19 protein-coding genes are annotated in these 17,000 nt (G+C 60.6%); 8 read left to right on the forward strand and 11 right to left on the reverse strand.

Going from position 1 to position 17,000, the window contains the following annotated elements:
- The first annotated feature begins 10 nt into the window (after positions 1 to 10).
- Entirely contained in the window at positions 11 to 892 is an 882-nt protein-coding gene (locus LZK81_RS22945) for a dihydrodipicolinate synthase family protein (protein ID WP_233957392.1), read from the forward strand.
- A gap of 102 nt (positions 893 to 994) precedes the next feature.
- Here the strand turns inward: LZK81_RS22945 and LZK81_RS22950 are convergent, their stop codons facing one another.
- From LZK81_RS22950 to LZK81_RS22985, 8 genes are all read right to left on the reverse strand, one after another.
- On the reverse strand, positions 995 to 2,059 hold the full coding sequence (locus LZK81_RS22950) for an ABC transporter ATP-binding protein (protein WP_233957393.1): 1,065 nt from the start codon (positions 2,057 to 2,059) through the stop codon (positions 995 to 997).
- Between the two features lie 31 nt (positions 2,060 to 2,090).
- Positions 2,091 to 2,894, reverse strand: coding sequence for an ABC transporter permease (locus tag LZK81_RS22955; RefSeq protein ID WP_233957394.1), 804 nt, complete (start codon positions 2,892 to 2,894; stop codon positions 2,091 to 2,093).
- 6 nt (positions 2,895 to 2,900) lie between these two features.
- A complete protein-coding gene (locus LZK81_RS22960) occupies positions 2,901 to 3,749 on the reverse strand; it encodes an ABC transporter permease (RefSeq protein ID WP_233957395.1) in 849 nt (282 codons plus the stop codon).
- Between the two features lie 97 nt (positions 3,750 to 3,846).
- A complete protein-coding gene (locus LZK81_RS22965; protein WP_233957396.1) occupies positions 3,847 to 4,887 on the reverse strand; it encodes an ABC transporter substrate-binding protein in 1,041 nt (346 codons plus the stop codon).
- A gap of 15 nt (positions 4,888 to 4,902) precedes the next feature.
- On the reverse strand, positions 4,903 to 5,874 hold the full coding sequence (locus LZK81_RS22970) for a dipeptidase (RefSeq protein ID WP_233957397.1): 972 nt from the start codon (positions 5,872 to 5,874) through the stop codon (positions 4,903 to 4,905).
- Positions 5,871 to 6,593, reverse strand: coding sequence for a hypothetical protein (locus LZK81_RS22975; RefSeq protein ID WP_233957398.1), 723 nt, complete (start codon positions 6,591 to 6,593; stop codon positions 5,871 to 5,873). Before LZK81_RS22975 ends, LZK81_RS22970 begins: the two co-directional genes overlap by 4 nt.
- Positions 6,590 to 8,299 carry a hypothetical protein gene (locus LZK81_RS22980; protein WP_233957399.1) on the reverse strand — a complete coding sequence of 570 codons (1,710 nt, stop codon included), beginning with the start codon at positions 8,297 to 8,299 and terminating at the stop codon, positions 6,590 to 6,592. The genes LZK81_RS22975 and LZK81_RS22980 overlap by 4 nt, the downstream gene beginning before the upstream one ends.
- Before the next feature lie 5 nt (positions 8,300 to 8,304).
- Positions 8,305 to 9,063: an IclR family transcriptional regulator gene (locus LZK81_RS22985; RefSeq protein WP_233957400.1), complete on the reverse strand. Its 759-nt coding sequence runs from the start codon at positions 9,061 to 9,063 to the stop codon at positions 8,305 to 8,307.
- Between the two features lie 367 nt (positions 9,064 to 9,430).
- Between LZK81_RS22985 and LZK81_RS22990 the strand changes: the two genes are divergently transcribed.
- From LZK81_RS22990 to LZK81_RS23020, 7 genes are all read left to right on the forward strand, one after another.
- Positions 9,431 to 10,204 (forward strand): amino acid ABC transporter substrate-binding protein, encoded by a 774-nt coding sequence (locus LZK81_RS22990; protein ID WP_233957401.1) that lies wholly within the window; start codon positions 9,431 to 9,433, stop codon positions 10,202 to 10,204.
- A gap of 80 nt (positions 10,205 to 10,284) precedes the next feature.
- Entirely contained in the window at positions 10,285 to 10,965 is a 681-nt protein-coding gene (locus tag LZK81_RS22995) for an amino acid ABC transporter permease (protein ID WP_233957402.1), read from the forward strand.
- Positions 10,962 to 11,723 (forward strand): amino acid ABC transporter ATP-binding protein, encoded by a 762-nt coding sequence (locus LZK81_RS23000; RefSeq protein WP_233957403.1) that lies wholly within the window; start codon positions 10,962 to 10,964, stop codon positions 11,721 to 11,723. The genes LZK81_RS22995 and LZK81_RS23000 overlap by 4 nt, the downstream gene beginning before the upstream one ends.
- Before the next feature lie 226 nt (positions 11,724 to 11,949).
- Complete coding sequence (locus LZK81_RS23005) at positions 11,950 to 12,594, forward strand: lysophospholipid acyltransferase family protein (RefSeq protein WP_233957404.1); 645 nt, start codon at positions 11,950 to 11,952, stop codon at positions 12,592 to 12,594.
- A complete protein-coding gene (locus LZK81_RS23010) occupies positions 12,591 to 13,538 on the forward strand; it encodes a phosphatidate cytidylyltransferase (RefSeq protein ID WP_233957405.1) in 948 nt (315 codons plus the stop codon). The genes LZK81_RS23005 and LZK81_RS23010 overlap by 4 nt, the downstream gene beginning before the upstream one ends.
- Positions 13,538 to 13,933 carry a hypothetical protein gene (locus LZK81_RS23015; protein ID WP_233957406.1) on the forward strand — a complete coding sequence of 132 codons (396 nt, stop codon included), beginning with the start codon at positions 13,538 to 13,540 and terminating at the stop codon, positions 13,931 to 13,933. The genes LZK81_RS23010 and LZK81_RS23015 overlap by 1 nt, the downstream gene beginning before the upstream one ends.
- Positions 13,930 to 14,571 carry a CDP-alcohol phosphatidyltransferase family protein gene (locus LZK81_RS23020; protein ID WP_233957407.1) on the forward strand — a complete coding sequence of 214 codons (642 nt, stop codon included), beginning with the start codon at positions 13,930 to 13,932 and terminating at the stop codon, positions 14,569 to 14,571. Before LZK81_RS23015 ends, LZK81_RS23020 begins: the two co-directional genes overlap by 4 nt.
- A gap of 101 nt (positions 14,572 to 14,672) precedes the next feature.
- On the opposite strand, the gene LZK81_RS23025 is transcribed toward LZK81_RS23020, so the two are convergent.
- From LZK81_RS23025 to LZK81_RS23035, 3 genes are all read right to left on the reverse strand, one after another.
- Complete coding sequence (locus LZK81_RS23025) at positions 14,673 to 15,395, reverse strand: amino acid ABC transporter permease (protein ID WP_233957408.1); 723 nt, start codon at positions 15,393 to 15,395, stop codon at positions 14,673 to 14,675.
- 3 nt (positions 15,396 to 15,398) lie between these two features.
- Positions 15,399 to 16,067: an amino acid ABC transporter permease gene (locus LZK81_RS23030; protein WP_233957409.1), complete on the reverse strand. Its 669-nt coding sequence runs from the start codon at positions 16,065 to 16,067 to the stop codon at positions 15,399 to 15,401.
- 64 nt (positions 16,068 to 16,131) lie between these two features.
- Positions 16,132 to 16,977, reverse strand: coding sequence for a transporter substrate-binding domain-containing protein (locus tag LZK81_RS23035; RefSeq protein WP_233957410.1), 846 nt, complete (start codon positions 16,975 to 16,977; stop codon positions 16,132 to 16,134).
- Positions 16,978 to 17,000 lie beyond the last annotated feature (23 nt).

The raw sequence follows: 17,000 nt of genomic DNA on the forward strand, positions 1-17,000 counted from the left end.
AGTTGATTGAATGACCAGAAATGCCTTTGTCGCACTCGTGACCTGCTTCAACGAAGACGAGACGATCAATTTCGAGGCGACCCGCGCCCAGGTGCGCCGGCAGGTGGCGGCGGGCAACAACATCATGTGCGCCGGCACCAACGGCGATTTCACGGCTCTCACCCACGAAGAAAAGATCCGCCTGACCGAACACGTGGTTGACGAGGTTGCGGGTCGCGCCAAAGTCATCGTCAATGCCGGGATGCCGGCAACCTTCGAGACGGTGCAACTCGCCAGAGAGTTTGACAGGATCGGCGTCGACGGCATCGCCGTCATCACCCCCTTCTTCATCGCCTGCACCCAGGATGGGCTGGTCCGCCATTTCTCGACGGTCGCGGATACGGTCAAGACGCCGGTCTATCTCTATGACATCCCCGCCCGGACCCAGAACCATATCGAGCCGGCGACGGCCGCAAAGCTTGCCGGGCACGGCAATATAGCCGGCATCAAGGATTCTGGCGGCGCTCAGGAAACTCTGGCAGCCTACCTTCAGGTCTCGAAAGAAAACCCGGGCTTCGAGGTCTACTCCGGTCCCGACCACCTCGTCCTGTGGTCGCTGCAGAACGGTGCGGCTGGCTGCATATCAGGCCTCGGAAACGCGCTGCCGCACGTGCTCGCCGGCATCCTTGCAGCCTTCAACTCAGGCGACATTGCGGAAGCGGAGCGTCAGCAGGCGATCTATACGGCCTTTCGCACGGAGCTCTATGCGCTGGGTTTTGCACCCGCCATGGTCAAGCGTTCGCTTTACCTGCAGGACAAATCAGTCGGCGCGAGCAGGCAACCTGCCCTGCTTCCAGACGAGGCTCAGGACGAGAAAATAAGAGAGATCCTGAAAAAATACGAGCTGCTGTAGGGTTTCGACCTCGAGGCGCAACATATGCTTTGAACGGAGGAGCGGAATAGCGTTTGCTGACGTGAGGCGTCGTCAAGTTTACGAGATTCTTCGAGTGCAACCCTATTTGGTGATCACGAAGACCGCGTCCGGCGCCCAGCTGATACAGCATTCCTCGCCTTCCTTGATGATCACCACATCGGCGCCGAGCACCCTGACTCGCATGGGGATATCCCCTGCCCGTCCGATCACGAGCGCATTGTCGCCGTAGTTGACGATCGTCTCGACGATCATGCGGACGTTCTTGCTGCCCTCGACCGGGCTGCGCGACAGCTTGATATGCTCCGGGCGGATCAGAAGCGTCACCTTCTGGCCGTCGGCAAGAGCATCCTTCCCAGCGTATTGGAAGGCTCCAAGCGTCGGGTTTTCGGCCGTTTTGCCGGCCCCGCTGGTAATGATTGCCGGGATCAGGTTGCTCTCGCCGATGAAGGAAGCGACGAAGGAGGTCTGCGGGCGATGGTAGATATCCAGCGGCGCTGCGACCTGCTCGATGCGTCCCTTCTCGAACACCACGATGCGATCGGACATCGACATGGCTTCCGACTGGTCGTGGGTCACGAAGATGGTCGTCACGCCGAGGCTGCGCTGGATGCGCTTGATCTCGATCTGCATCTGCTCACGCAGGTTCTTGTCGAGCGCGCCGAGCGGCTCGTCGAGCAGAAGCAGTGAAGGCTCGAAAACAAGGGCGCGAGCCAGCGCGACTCGCTGCTGCTGCCCGCCGGACAGTTCCTTCGGATGACGATGACCAAAACCCTTGAGGCCGACGAGAGACAGCATATCCTCCGCCTGCCTCAGGCCCTGCGAACGGCTGACGCCACGCATCTGCAGGGGAAAATAGACGTTTTCGACCGCCGTCTTGTGCGGAAACAAGGCGTAGTTCTGGAACACGATGCCGATATTGCGCTCATGCGGCGCAAGCTCGGAGATCGACCGACCATCGATTTCCACCTTACCGCTGCTCGCCTTTTCGAAACCGGCAATGATCATCAGGGTCGTCGTCTTGCCCGAGCCACTCGGCCCCAGGAAGGTCACGAACTCCCCCTTGTCGACCGACAGGCTGACATTGTCGAGCGCCGTGAAATGCCCGTAGGCCTTGGTGATGTTGGAGAGTTGCAGGTAGTTCGTCATTGGAAGTCCTTGGGGAAGCCCTTGGGTATGTTCAATGTGCGCCGGCCGGCCGGCTCGGCTTGGGAGCGCGGCTGCGCAGCGCGCTGGCGAAATAAGGAGCCGCGATGCCGACCAGCACGACGACGAAGAGCAGCGTCGAGATGACGGCAATCACCGGGTCGGCCTCCTGACGGATGCTGTCGAACATCTTGCGCGGCAGGGTCTCGGCATCGCGGCCCGAGATGAAGATCGCTACTACAGTCTCGTCGAAGGACTGGATGAAGGCGAAAAGCGAGCTGATGACCAGCCCCGGCCGCAGGATCGGCAGTGTCACGTGCAGGAAGGTCTTCGCCGGACTGGCGCCGAGGCTCTGCGCGGCCCGTTCAAGGTTTCGGTCGAAACCCTTGAGATTGGCCGAAAGGACGAGGAAAGCGATCGGGACAGACAGGCAGGTATGCGCCAGGATGACGCCGAGATGGCTGTGCACCAGCCCGAGATCGCCGAAATAGGAATAATAGCCGACCGCCATGACGATATGCGGCACCGCCATCGGCATCAGCATCATCAGATCGGCAAAACCCTTGCCGCGAAACTTGTGGCGCACCAGGGCGAAGGTCGCAGGCACGACCAGGGCCATTGTGAGGATGGTGGTGGCGGTCGCGATCAGGATGCTGTTCCAGGTGGGTATCAGCCAGTCCGCGTTGGTGAAATAAGCGCGATAATAACCGAGCCAATAGCCCGGCGGCGGGAACTGCAGCGAACTCGCATTCGAAAACGACATCGGCACGACGATGACGAGCGGTGCGGCAATGAAGAGCACGACGATGAAACCGGCCCAGCGCATGAACGTGTTCATGTTCGGTCACCCCCAGAGTTTGTCGAGGCCGAAGCGGCGATGATAGATGGTGAGGATGATGAGCGTCACGACGAGCAGGATCATCGCCATGGCGGAGCCCAGACCGAAGGCGAGAAACTCCTCGATCTGGTGGCCGATCAGACCGGCGACCATCTGCTCGCGCGGGCTGCCGAGCAGAACCGGCGTCACATAGAACCCGAGGCAGATGACGAAGACCAGGACGGAACCGTTGGCGATGCCGGGCGCCGTCAACGGCAGGTAGACATGTCGGAACAGCGACCAGCCCTTGGCGCCGAGGCTTTCCGCCGAGCGGATCAGCGCCGGGTCGATCTTCTTCATGACCGTGTAGATGTTCATGATCATGTAGGGTGCCAGGATATGCACCATGGCGAGCGTCGAGGAGAACCGCGTGAAGAGAAGCTGCGGCGGGTTGTCGACGCCGATCATCTGCAGGAAGGCAATCAGCGGACCGTTATTGCCGAGCAGAACCATCCACGAATAGGTGCGGACGAGGAAGCTCGTCCAGAAGCTCATGGTAACGAGCAGCAGGATCAGCATTGCCGTGCGCGGCTTGGAATGCGCCATCAGATAGGCCAGCGGATAACCGACCAGGAGGCAGCAGAGCGTGACGAAGGCCGCAGTCGTAAAGGTGTTCAGGAAGACGCGCTGGTAAAGCGCTCCTGTGAGGACCTTCTGGTAGTTCGCAAACGAGACCTTCGGCTCGGTGAAGCTCATGATCGCCACATCGACGAGCGGCACGGCGAAGAAGATCAGCATGTAGATGCCGAGCGGCGCCAGCAGCAGCCAGGGCCAGATGTTCGTCTTTTCCGTCAGTTTTGAAAGGCTGATGCCCATTGCCGTTCCCTTTTTATGGCAGGCAGGGTCGTTGCGGCATCGCGCGGTCGTTCCGCGCGATGCCGTCCAGCAGGTCAAGTTGATCCAGGAGAGTGGATCAGCTCGCGACCCACTCCTCGAAACGTTCGGCGAGCTCCGCCGGGTCTATGCCCAAATTCGCCATGTCCTGCTCGAAGGTCAGCTTGTAGTTGTCCGGCGAGGTCGGCATGCGCTTGGCATCCGCCGGATCGACGAACTGGTTGGATGCCGGGTTCAGCGCTCCGTAGTCCGCAGCCTTGGAGAAGCCGGCGAGCGGCTTGGCACTGGTCGCGAACTCGACGAATTTCCTGGCGTTCTCGAGGTTCGGGGTCTTCTTCGCGACAACCCAGTAGGCGCGCTCGATCTCCCCCTGGTTCCAGGTCATGGCGACGGGAGCGCCAGCCTTCTCGGCCTCGAAATAACGGCCGTGCCAGATGCCGATCATGTCGATCTCTCCGTCACGCAGGATCTGGGTCGACTGGGCGCCGGCAGTCCACCAGACGCGGATATGCGGCTTGATCTTGTCGAGCGACTTGAAGGCCCGGTCCACATCGAGCGGATAGAGATCCTTGACCGCGACGCCGTCGGCCAGAAGCGCGATCGGGATGACGCGTGATGCATAACGCTGCAGCGAGCGTCCGCCGGGGAATTTCTCGACGTTCCAGAAATCGGCCCAGGTCTTCGGAGTGTCCTTATATTTATCCTTGCGCCAGGCCATGACGGTTGCGAACGCATGCGAAGCGACGCCGTTTTCGAAGAGGCCGCCTTTGTAGGGTTCCGTCAGTTTTTCGATGATGCCGGCCTGGTTGGCGCGAACCAGTTCGCCGCCGCCGAGCGTGGTGACGTCGAATTCGTAGGTGCCGGTCTTCACCTGCTGGGCGAGCTTGGCGAACGAGACCGGAGAAACCGTCTTCACCTGGATGCCGGTTTCAGCGGTGAACGGATCGATGAGATGCGTCTTTGCCGCGGCCTCCCAGGGACCACCCCAGGTATTCACGTAGAGGATCTTTTCCTGCGCGCGAACGAGATAGGGAGCGGCAAGCGAGGCGGTGATCGCAGCGCCGGCCGTCTTCAGGAAACGGCGGCGGTCAGGCATGAGAAATGTCTTCATTCCAGTCATTGCAGTTCTCCTCTTTTATGATTTTCTGAAAGTGGCTTCGTAGAGCCGCAGCCAGTTCCTGTGGGTGATCTTCGCGACTTCTTCCTTCGAGAAGCCGACGGCGCTGAGACCGTCGGGGATCACCCTGATATCCTCGACCTTCTGGAACCATTCCGGCGGCGCGGCCTTGAGCGGCTTGCCGGCGGCGCTCGCCCCATAATCCTCGCCGCGGGTCCAGCGGCCCTTGCGCATCCAGGCGTAGTCCGGGGCGGTGAAATTGTGGCTCTTGTCGGTGCCGATCGCGACGGAATCGATGCCGGCGATATCGACCGTGCGGGCGACCATCGTGCACCAGGCCTCGATCGAGGCGCAATACTCGTCGCCGGTGATGTTGCGATAGGCGGCGCAGCCGATCACCCCGCCGGTATCCTTCAGCGCCCGAATGACGTCATCCGACTTGTTGCGCTTGTGCATGAACAACGACTGGGCATTGGCATGGGTGACGGCGATCGGCTTTTCGGAGACCCTGATGGCATCGAGTGTCGTGCGGTCGCCGACATGGCTGCAGTCGACCAGAATGCCGGCGGCATTCATCTCGCGCACCACTTCCTTGCCGAAGCGGGCAAGGCCCGAATCCTCGGCCTCGTAGCAGGAGCCCCCGAGTTCGTTCTGGTTGTTGTAGGTGAGTTGCACGACCCGCACGCCGAGTTCGGCAAACATCTCCACGAACCGGATCCGCCCTTCGAAGAGGTTGGCGTTCTGGAAACCCATGATGACCGCGAGCTTGCCTGCGCTGGAAATGCGCGTGATGTCGGCTGCGGTAAGGGCGATCTCGGCAATGTCGGAGTTTTCGCGCACCAGGTCGCGCCAGCGGCCGATAGAGTCCATCGATTCGACGGTGCCTTCCCAGAAGCCGCAGGTATTGACGACCCCGCCGACATGCCCTGCCCTCAGGGATTCAAAGGCGGCGCGATCGAAATGCCCGCATTGCAAACCGTCGATGATCATGATCTCGCGCCCTCTTTCATACGTTCGGAAATGCTGGACGACAGGAAGGAGACGTCGGTCTCGTCGTCGTTGTCCTTGCGGCCGATGACGGTGCCGTCCTCGTTGACGATCATCGGGCCGGCATGGCGGCGCGAGACGATGCTGTCGGTCGCAAGCGCCTGCTTTGCCAGGTGGTAGATCCGCCACCAGAGGTCGGTCTCGATCTCTGCGCCGTTTTCCAGAAGCGACCAGAGAAGAGGATCGTCCTTGCGAACGTCGCCGGTGACCGCTGCCGCAACCGCCTTCAGCACATTGCCGAATACGGAGATCGAAAGCCCCGATCGACCGCCGAAACGCGCAGCAATCGCAAGTTCCTCTGGATCCGTAGCGCCGACAATCGTCAGTTCCGTCGATCCTGAACGGGCCGTCAGCTCACCGAGAAGATCGATTGCCGTCGGCAGGACGAACCACGCGTGTTCGCCGCAAGCATCGAGCGTCATGCGGTTGCCGGCTTCGGAGGCAATCGCGATACGGGCGGGAGCCGCCGACTTGAAGCTCTCGAACCGCTGCTCGAACAGCTTGAAGCCGCCAAGTCCGAGCTTTTGCGAATACATCGGAATGTCGCCGACCGTCAGGAAGAAGCCCTTGGGCAGGCTGCTCAGCGAAAGGATCCGCTCCGACATCAGCCGCATTTCGCGGGGCATGACGCGCATGGTGGGAGATGAATGCGAGGAGTTCATAGAACAGGCTCCGTCGGGTAATACCAGGTGCCGGAGTAGCCGGCGCGCAGATCGTCGGGGGTCGGAGCGCCGTGATAGAGCACGCCGCGCAGGTTGCGGCTCAGGAAATCACGGGTCTTGTCGATGCCGTGGATGCCGACATTCATCAGCCGCACGAGATCGATCGGCACAAAGGCCTCCGCGTTGATGTTGGCGCGAGGCGTGTGATAGTCGCGCCCACGCAGGCTCTGAATGCGCGCCACCATGTAGCGGTGTTCGGGATGTTTCATCAGGAAGCGGGCGATGCTGAGCGAACCTTGAGCACTGCCGAGATCGGCAAAAACGGATTTGATGCCGCCGCAGACATCGAGGCCGAGATCGAGCGCATCGGGGACTTCCTCGCGGGCGCCGCGGCGCGGTTCCTCCGCCGTCTCCGACTTGTACCAGACATATTTGTAGGCCTCCGGGCCGGCCATGTCGGTATGGAGCGCCCACTGATATTCGTCACGGACGAGCGCAATCAGCTGTTCGACCGTCTCGGCCGGTGAGATGCTGAATTCGTCGGGAGCATCAATGGCTGCCAATAGCCGGTCGGCTTCTTCCGGCACCAGTTCGATCAGCAACGACAGAAGAGTCTCGAAGGCTTCCGGGATGAGGTGGGCTTCGAATTGGGCGGCAAGCACCTCAAGCGGGAAATCCGTGGCACGGCCGAACACCGTTCCGCTGCGGCGGAATTCTTCGAGTGCCGCCACGACCTTTTCGAGGCCGGCTGCGACTTCAGCGCTGGAAGCAAACGTCTCGTAGACCATCTGGTCCTGTTTGCGGAACACTGTTGCCTGGCGGAGAAGTTCGAGCAGCCTGGCGATGCGGGGATCCGACGCGTCAAGCCTCAGCGCGCGGGCCATCGCAATCGCACTTTCGCGCGCAGACAGGAGTCCATCGATCAGGCACGGATGTTTGTGAACGAAGAAGATAAGGCCGAGCGCCGAACCATTGCCGACGCCGATATAGCGGCGAAGCTGTGGGTCGAGGCGCACTGCCTGGTCCGATTTCTTTGCGGCGAGATGTTCGACGAGATCGCAGGAGAACTCCCGCATCAGGTAGGCCGTCAACAACTGGGCCTGCAGCACGCCGCCGAGCGCATGGCGGGGGCCAAGCGACGGGAAGGACCGCGTCCCGAACGTGCCGTTGCCGTCGAGGCCGGTATTGCGCATCAGGTAGCAGACCCTGGAAAGATCGGCGACGGAGGGCTGATGGCCTTCTGCAAGCGCTTCGAGCGTCTGGTCGAAGACCCGCATCGACCGGTTCGACCTGCACCAGATCAGCGTGCCGGCGGTCGCCCGGCCCGTATAGAGCTTCGGAATCTCCCGCCGCGCCGTTTCGATCTCGATTTCGGTCGCCGGTCCCTCGATCAGCGCGCCCATCATGTCCCAGGCCTGGCCGATGATACGGCCGGTGCGCGCCGTCCGGCTCGGCGGACGGGAAAAGCCGATGAACGAGAATTCCTGGTTCGGCGCCTTGATGGAATAGACGACGATGCCTTCGGCATTTTCATCCACGTCGAAGAGGACATTGGAAATGTCCCAGCGCTCGCGGATCATCTTGTTCATGAAGGCGCGTGTGCCGCTGAGCCGGCTCGGCTGGATGGCCGCCAGCCGAGAGCTCTTCATCACCTCTTGGCCTGGGCGCGGTCGGGGCGTTGCCACCTGTTCGGAAGTCGCGGTCATGACCGTCAACGTTCTCCCTGCTGCATTTTCGTGATGGTTCGGGCGGTTTCGAGAAGCGGCTCTCGGAAGCTTTCGAGGTCGAAGCGCATCTCCGGCATGACCAGCGAGATCGTCGAGGTGCACTTGCCGTGGAGATCGAAGATCGGCGCGGCGATTGCGACGACGCCGCTATCGGTATAGCCGCTCGACAAGGCGTAACCGTTGGCGCGGGCCTCGCCGAGGAGCTCTTCAGAAGCGAGCGGTTCGCCGCTCTCCTTCAGGCGGGCGAGCGTCACTTCGTCTGCGAAGGCTGTCAGGATGCGGCCGGATGCGGAACCCTCGAGCGACATGGTCGTGCCGATCTTCTGTTCCGCCCGCAGCACGCTTTCGGATTCGACGCGCGAGACGATGCAAGGCAACCCGCGATCGAGCACCGCCAGCGAAGCCGTCTCCTTCACCCGATGAACCAGCATTTCGATGATCGGCTGAACCCGCGTTCCGAGATTGGCCTGCTCCATGGCCGCCGCCGCAAGCCGGCAGGCGTGCATCGAGAGCCGATAGCGCATCTCGTGATCCTGCTCGACCCAGCCAGCTTCGATCAACGTCAACAGCCGCTGATAGGCGGTGGGCCGCGACAGCTCCATGGCTGATGCGATCTCCGGCAGCTTCATGCCACGAGCGCTGGAGGCCAGCACGTCCAGCACCGCCATGGTCTTCAGGACCGTGGAGAGCGGGCGGACGCCGCCGCTTTCTTCTTGTATTCTATTTGAATATGTCGTATCCATGTTGAATATAATCTGGCCGTCATTGATTTATGTCAATCGCGCCGGAGGCGATTGCGCGCGAAAAATGGGGCGTTCATCGCTAAGGTGTTCAGGGTGTTTGGAATTTTTTGCGTTGACTTCAGCGCGCTACAGGCACCGACCCTGCCGAGTGACGCAAATCGACATCCTTGACGTGTATCTACGTACGAAGACGGAATTCGTGGCTGCGCGGTTGGCTGCCGCCCCTGGTTATCCTGGGGAAGGGATAGGCGCGCTACGTGAGCAAAATATTCGCATTTGCCGACTTTATTTGCGGTTTTCTTTCAATCGCCACGTCCTATTTTCTGTCATTTAGTCGCCAGCAAGCACTGCTGAAAGGATGACCTAAATGTTCCGGCTGAAAACCATTATCGCGGCGGCCCTTATTCACGCGACAGCCCTTACGCCGTCTCTCGCCGGCGAAAACCTCGCTGCCATCAAATCCTCCGGTGTCTTCAAGATCGGCACGGAGGGGACCTACGCGCCGTTCACCTTCCATGACGCAGGCGGCAAGCTCGTCGGTTTCGACGTGGAGATCGGACAAGCCGTTGCCGCGAAAATCGGCGTCAAGGCCGAGTTCCTGGAAGGCAAATGGGACGGCCTTATCGCGGGCCTCGACGCCAAGCGCTACGATGCCGTCATCAACCAGGTGGGCATCACCGAAGCCCGCAAGCAGAAATACGATTTCTCCGAGCCCTACATCGCTTCCAAGGCGGTGCTGATCGTTCGCCAGGACAACGGCGACATCAAGGGTTTCGCAGATCTCAAAGGCAAGAAATCCGCCCAATCCCTGAGCAGCAATTTCGGCAAGATCGCCGAACAAGCGGGCGCCGAACTTGTGGGCACGGACGGTTTCGACCAGTCGATCCAGCTTGTGCTGACACGCCGCGCCGACGCGACGATCAATGACAGCCTCTCCTTCCTCGATTTCAAGAAGCAGAAGCCCGACGCGCCGGTAAAGATCGCCGCGCAGCAGGACAATGCCGACTATTCCGGCATCATCATCCGCAAGGGCGAACCGGAACTGCTCGGTGCGATCAACAAGGCCCTGGCGGACATCAAGGCCGACGGCACCTATCAGAAGATCTCGGACAAGTATTTCGGGCAGGACGTCTCGAAGTAGGCTGCTAGGTCGTTCCTGAATGCATGAATCCAGCGTCCGGCGCCTGCGCCGGACGCGTCCTTTTTTTTGAGGATCACATCGTGCCGCACTGGCTTCAATTGATGTCGGATTCACTTCCGACCCTCCTATGGGCGGGCATCCGCTTTACGGTTCCGCTGACATTGCTGTCGTTCCTGTTCGGGCTCGTCCTCGGCCTGATCACGGCGGTTGCGCGGCTCTTCGGCCCGGCACCACTTGCGCTGATCGCCCGGTTTTATGTCTGGGTGATCCGCGGTACGCCGCTTCTTGTGCAGCTTTTCGTGATCTTCTATGGCCTGCCGAGCATCGGCATCCTGCTCGACGCCTTCCCCGCAGCCCTGATCGGCTTCACCCTGAATATCGGCGCCTACAGCTCCGAGATTATCCGCGCCGTCATCTCCTCGGTCCCGAAAGGGCAGTGGGAAGCGGCCTATTCCATCGGCATGTCTTGGCGCCAGGCGATGAGCCGCACCATCCTGCCGCAGGCGGCGCGTGTCGCCGTGCCGCCGCTTTCGAACACCTTCATCTCTCTGGTCAAGGATACCTCGCTCGCCGCGGCGATCACGGTGCCGGAACTCTTCCAGGCCGCCCAGCGGATCGTCGCGACGACCTACGAGCCACTGATCCTCTATATCGAGGCGGCCCTGATCTATCTGGCCTTGAGCTCGGTGCTGTCGTCGTTGCAGAACAGACTTGAAAAGCGTTTCGCCCGTTATGGCGGCATGATGGAGTCAAACCGATGATCGAGCTTTCCAACATCGAGAAGCGGTTCGGCGATGCGGTTATCCTGAAGGACATCAGCCTCGGCATTCCCGAGGGAAGTGTCACTGCGCTCATCGGTCCCTCCGGCGGCGGCAAGAGCACGCTGCTCCGCTGCATCAACCTCCTAGAGATCCCGACAGCTGGCTCCGTCCGCATCGGCGACGAAAAGCTCGACTTCGAGCCCGGCATGAAGATCGGCTGGAAGTCGATCCAGAAAATCCGCCGCCAAACCGGCATGGTCTTCCAGAACTTCCAGCTCTTTCCGCATCGAACGGCGATCGAGAACGTCATGGAAGGACTGACGACGGTTCTCAAATGGCCGCGCGAAAAGGCCCATAGCCGCGCCAGCGAACTGCTCACCAAGGTAGGAATGGCGCATAAGACCGATGCCTGGCCCTCGGAGCTTTCCGGGGGGCAACAACAGAGGGTGGCGATCGCCCGTGCGCTCGCGCCTTCGCCGCGGGTTCTTCTTTGCGACGAACCGACCTCGGCTCTCGATCCCGAACTCTCCGCCGAGGTCATCGATGTGCTCGGACGGCTCGCCGCCGAAGGAACGACGATGGTGATGGCGACGCACGACCTGCGGCTTGCCTCGCGGATCGCCAATGATGTGGTTTTCCTCGAGAGCGGAAAAGTGGTCGAGTCCGGCAGAGCGGAAGCAATCTTTGGTGATCCGAGACAGGAACGCACGAGGAGCTTCATCTCATCGATCAATGCGGCGCAGACGACACATATCTAAGTGCCGCTCTTCCCGCCGGACGTTGGCGCGAGCCTGCGCTTCAACGCGCCGACGCATGACAAATCTGTGTGGATTTCCGGTGTCCGGGTGACAGAGACGACTCAACGGGAATGCACGCGACTGCACCCTGCTGATTTTCGTTGGAATGTTCCAAAGTCCCTTTCTTCCCACTGTGACAATGCTAGAGTTTTGATCAGCGCTATCGCTCACGTCGACCGGGGGACGAATGAAGGCTTTTACAACAAAGGCCGCGGCGGCGGCGATCGTCGTATTTGCCCGTGCGGTCACGGCGGTTCGCGCCATCTGGCCGGAGGAGGGCCTGCCCTCCCGCCCTTGCGTTTATTTCGCCAACCATTCCAGCCATGGTGACTTCGTTCTGGTCTGGACGGTATTGCCGCCAAGGCTCCGTCGTCAGGCTCGTCCGGTCGCCGGTGCTGAATACTGGCTGAAATCGCGGCTTAACCGCTTTATTGGCCGAGACGTCTTCAATGCTGTTCTGATCGCCAGGGAGCGAGACCAGCGGACTGAGGATCCCGTCACGCAGATGGCCGCAGCGATCGACGCCGGTTCATCCCTGATCCTCTTTCCGGAAGGCACGCGCAACCAGTCCGAGGCCCCTCTCCTTCCGTTCAAAAGCGGCATTTTTCATCTGGTGGCAGCGCGACCTGACATAGATCTCGTTCCGGTCTGGATCAACAATCTCAACCGGGTCATGCCAAAGGGAGAGATCGTCCCGATACCGCTGATCTGCACCGTCACCTTCGGCAGCGCCCTGCGTTTGGCTCCGGATGAGACCAAGGACGTTTTCCTTGAGCGCATGCAGACGGCTCTTCTAGCTTTGTCCCCCAAGCCTGCAGGGAGTGGTGAATGAGTGCCGCGAGTTCCGATCTCTTGACGCTGGTGGCCGGTATCTTCGGCGTGCTCATTCTTGCATCGGCCATTGGTTACGTGCTGCAGCAGCGCCTCTCGCCAAACGGTTCGAACGCGGCGATCGAAAACCTCAACGCCCGAATCAAGGCCTGGTGGATCATGGTTATCCTGATCGGCATTGCTTTCGTGGCGGGCCGCATCGGGGTTCTCGTTCTATTCGGTTTTTGCTCTTTTGCCGCGCTCAGGGAATTTGTGACCCTCATCAACACCCGCAGGGCCGATCACTGGGCACTGGCCGCCGCCTTCTTCATCGTGGTGCCGCTTCAGTATTATCTGCTCTGGGCGGAGCAATACGGCATCTTCTCGATCTTCATTCCGGTCTATGCGTTCCTGCTGATGCCGATCATATCGGTGCTCAGGGGCGATACGGAGCGTTTCCTGATCCGCATTGCGGAGGTGCAATGGGCATTGATGATCTGCGTCTTCTGCGCCTCGCACGTCCCGGCACTGTTGACCTTGAACATACCGGGCTATGACGGCCGCAACGTACTGCTGATCGCCTTCCTGGTGATCGTCGTCCAGCTGAGCGACGTGCTGCAATATGTCTGGGGCAAACTGTTCGGGCGCACCAAGATCGCACCGAAACTGTCGCCGTCCAAAACCGTCGAGGGCTTCGTCGGCGGCGTCATCAGCGCCACTCTGATCGGTGCTGCCCTCTGGTGGATAACCCCATTCACACCTGTTCAGGCAGGGCTCCTCGCCTTCATCATCACGCTGATGGGCTTCTTCGGCGGCCTGGTGATGTCGGCGATCAAAAGGGACCGCGGTATCAAGGACTGGGGCAATCTCATCGAAGGCCATGGCGGTCTGATCGACAGGCTGGATTCCGTCGTATTCTCGGCACCGATTTTCTTCCATATCGTGCGCTACTGGTGGTCGTTGTGATGCCGAATGCGGTGAAGCGGCTTGCACGCAGCGGGACGGTGCATGTGCTGTTCGCTTTTCTTGCCATGGGCGGCTGGGCCGTCTTTGCCAATCGCGCCTATCCAATGCCGAGACCGCTTTATTCCGGTCTGGTGCAGGGCGTGATGTCCGCCTGCCTGACACTGTTCCTGAAGTCGGTGATCGACAGGCTTTCGAAGCGCTTTGACGGCCCGACGCGGTTATGGGCGCCGCCGCTCATTGCCTGCCTCGGCTCAACCGCCGTTCTCGTCGCGATCCATGCGGCGAGCGGCACACCGGAAATCCTCAAGACCGTCGCGGTTCCGCTTCTGGTATCGACAAGCTACGCTGCGATCTACAACTATTCGCTCTCCGCAAGACGAGGTGCCGGGACATGACCGAAACAGGCGACAGGCGGCCGCTGGCAAGCCGCGACACCCGCTGGGCAGGCTCGATCGCGCGATGGATGGCGTCGAAAACCATCACCCCCAACCAGATATCGCAGGCGAGCATGGTCGCGGCAGCCCTTGCCGGTGGCGCCTTCTATATGGCGGGACAGACGGTCGGATGGTCCCGAATTGCCTGCCTGCTGTTGGCCGTGCTTTGCTGCCAGGGCCGGCTGCTTTGCAATCTATTCGACGGCATGGTCGCCGTCGAGGGCGGAAAGGGAGAGCCGGACGGGCCGTTCTGGAACGAATTCCCCGACCGCATCGCCGATCTTCTGATCTTCGCGGGCGTTGGATATGGGATCGGCATGCCCGGCCTCGGCTGGGCCGCCGGCGCTTTTGCCGTATTGACGGCTTATGTCAGGGAACTCGGCCGGGCCACAGGCAATCCGAGTGATTTCTCTGGCCCGATGGCCAAGCAGCACCGGATGGCAACGATCACCGCAGCAGGATTGATATCCATGCTTGAGCCGTTGTGGGGCGGCTACAATCAGATCCTGATGATTGGTCTCGGTATCATCGCTCTCGGCGCAGCCTTCACCGCATTCCGCCGTTCAAGGACGTTGATCATACGCCTCAAAACCCTCTGAAAGGGTCTTGGAGCAGGCAATCGCGTAAACGGCCATAGTCGCTTTTCTGAAGGCGAGCCGAAGATTTCGGTCTGCCCGATATCAAGAACAGGATACCAAGTTCAGGTCGTGCTGATCTGCAGGGCAACCGCCGGCTTCGCAAGCCCGGTCTTGCCATTGGTCCGCTGGTATGGTTTCGCGAAATGCCGCTCGAGCTTCGCGCCCAAGGCAGAGATCGACCAGCAGAGAGCGAAATACACCACAAGAATGGCGCCATAGACCAGATAGGCCGGGCTTCCTCCGCGCGCGATGGTCGTCTGCTCGATGAGGATCTGCGCCGAGCGCAGCAGTTCGTTGACACCGAGGACCGCGCCGAGGGAACTCGCCTGGGTGAGGCTGGTGACGAGGCTGACGTAAGGGGGCAGAATGACCGGCATCGCCTGCGGGACGATGACCAGAAACAGTCCTTTCCAGCCGCGCAGGCCGGATGACAGGGCAGCTTCCCGCTGGCCGCTCGGCACGGACAGCAGGCCGGCGCGAATGATATGCGCACCGTTCGCCCCACCCCAGACCGACACGCTGAGCGCGCTCGACCAGAACGGATTGAACGACAGGCCCGCATGCGGCAGCACGAAATAGACCATCAGCACCGTCACCATCAGCGGAATGTCGCGAAGGCATTCGACGAGACCGTAGACAGGCCGCCTCAACCACCACGTTTGAGCGGAAAGACCGACTGCGAAGATCACCGCGAAGAACGTGCCGCCCGCGATCATGACCGACGAGAGAAACAGGGTATTGAGGAGGCCGTCCAGCAGGAAGGACTGAAATTCCAGAAGCAGCATCGTCTACCTCCCGCCGAAAGGTCGGCTGAGACGCCGTTCGACCATGTAGCCGAAGCCAGAAATGGTGAAGACACAGATCAGATAAATCACGCAAATCGAGGCGAACATCTCGATCGCCCGGAAATCGTAGGCGATCCGGTCGACGGCGACAAAAGTCAGTTCCACCAGGCCGATCGCCTGCAGGTATGCGGAATTTTTCACCGTCGCCACGATCGTATTCATCGCCGATGGCAGAGCGGCGCGGGTCGCCAGAGGCAGGATGATGAATATCGAATGTTGCCAGCGCTTGAGGCCGAGCGACGCCGACGCATCATGCATTCCCCTGCCGACAGCCGCGAGACCGGCCCGGAAATTTTCGATCTGAAAGGCACTTGCCCAGGCCGTGAGAGCGATGACCCCGGACCAGAAGATGCTGAAGCGCAACCCCAGGCTCGGAAGGCCATAGAAGATGAAGAAGATCTGCACGAGGTAGGGCGTGCCGCGAATGAATTCGACATAGGCCGTGACAGCATATTGCAGCGGCTTGATCCCGCTTGTCCGCAAAACCGCGCCCACTAGGCCGATAAGGCAGGACAGGACTATTGCGAGAAAGCTGACGATCAGCGTCATTTTGAGGCCGGTCATCAGGTCCGGCAGGGCCTCGAGAATATAAGCAAAATCCATGGCCGTCATCCTGCTCGAAAATACCGGTGAACACGGGGGTCCTGACGGTTTCAACCGTCAGGACCGGATTCGTTCACTTTGCAGCCGGCGGATCGGTTTCGAAGGATTTTACCATTTCCGCCGCAACGACCGGATCCTTGACGAAGGTCGGCACCGTCTTCGAGTAAAATTTCTCGTTCTTCAGTTTCTTGAGGACGCCATTGACGAAAGTTTTCAGCTCTTCTTCCCCCTTGCGGACGCCGACACCATTGAAGCCGAGATCGACGGGCTCTTCCAGCGTGCGGAATTCGGGATAGTTGGCCGCAAGCGTCGCGATGGTGATCGCATCGCCCACATAGCCGTCGGCACGGCCCTGCTGCAGGGCCTGCAGATTGTCCGCATTGGTGTTGAGCTGGACGAACTCCAGGCTCGGAATGCGTTCCTTCAGCCACTTCAGCTGCGACCCGCCCTTGATGATGAGCATCGACTTGCCGTCCAGGTCGGCGAGCTTCTGGACCTTGCTGTCCTTCGGTACGATCACCCGGCTGCTGCCCCAGTAATAGATATCGGAATAGTCGATCACCTGTTCGCGCGACGGCGTCTTGCCGAGCGTCGCAATGATCAGGTCGATCTTTCCGCCCGTCAGGGAGGGAATGCGGGCGTCCGTCGCCACGCAGCTCAATTCCGCCTTTTCGGCGGCCCCGAAGGCGGCAATGCCGATTTGCTTCGCCATTTCGATCTCGATGCCGGCCGGCTTGCCGTCGGTGCCGGATGCCCCGAATGGAGGAGAATCGCATTTGACGCCGATGCGGATCACGCCGGCATCCTTGATCGCCTTGGGCACGGCCTGAGCCGAGGCGGGCAGCGCCGGAAGCGCAAGGACGGCAAGAGCGCCGAAGGCTACGGCCGTGCGGCGAAGCATGCTGATGGATGTGTACATGACAGTCGTTCCCTTTGTTTCAT

The sequence above is a fragment of the Neorhizobium galegae genome (assembly GCF_021391675.1).
Taxonomy (GTDB): domain Bacteria; phylum Pseudomonadota; class Alphaproteobacteria; order Rhizobiales; family Rhizobiaceae; genus Neorhizobium; species Neorhizobium galegae_B.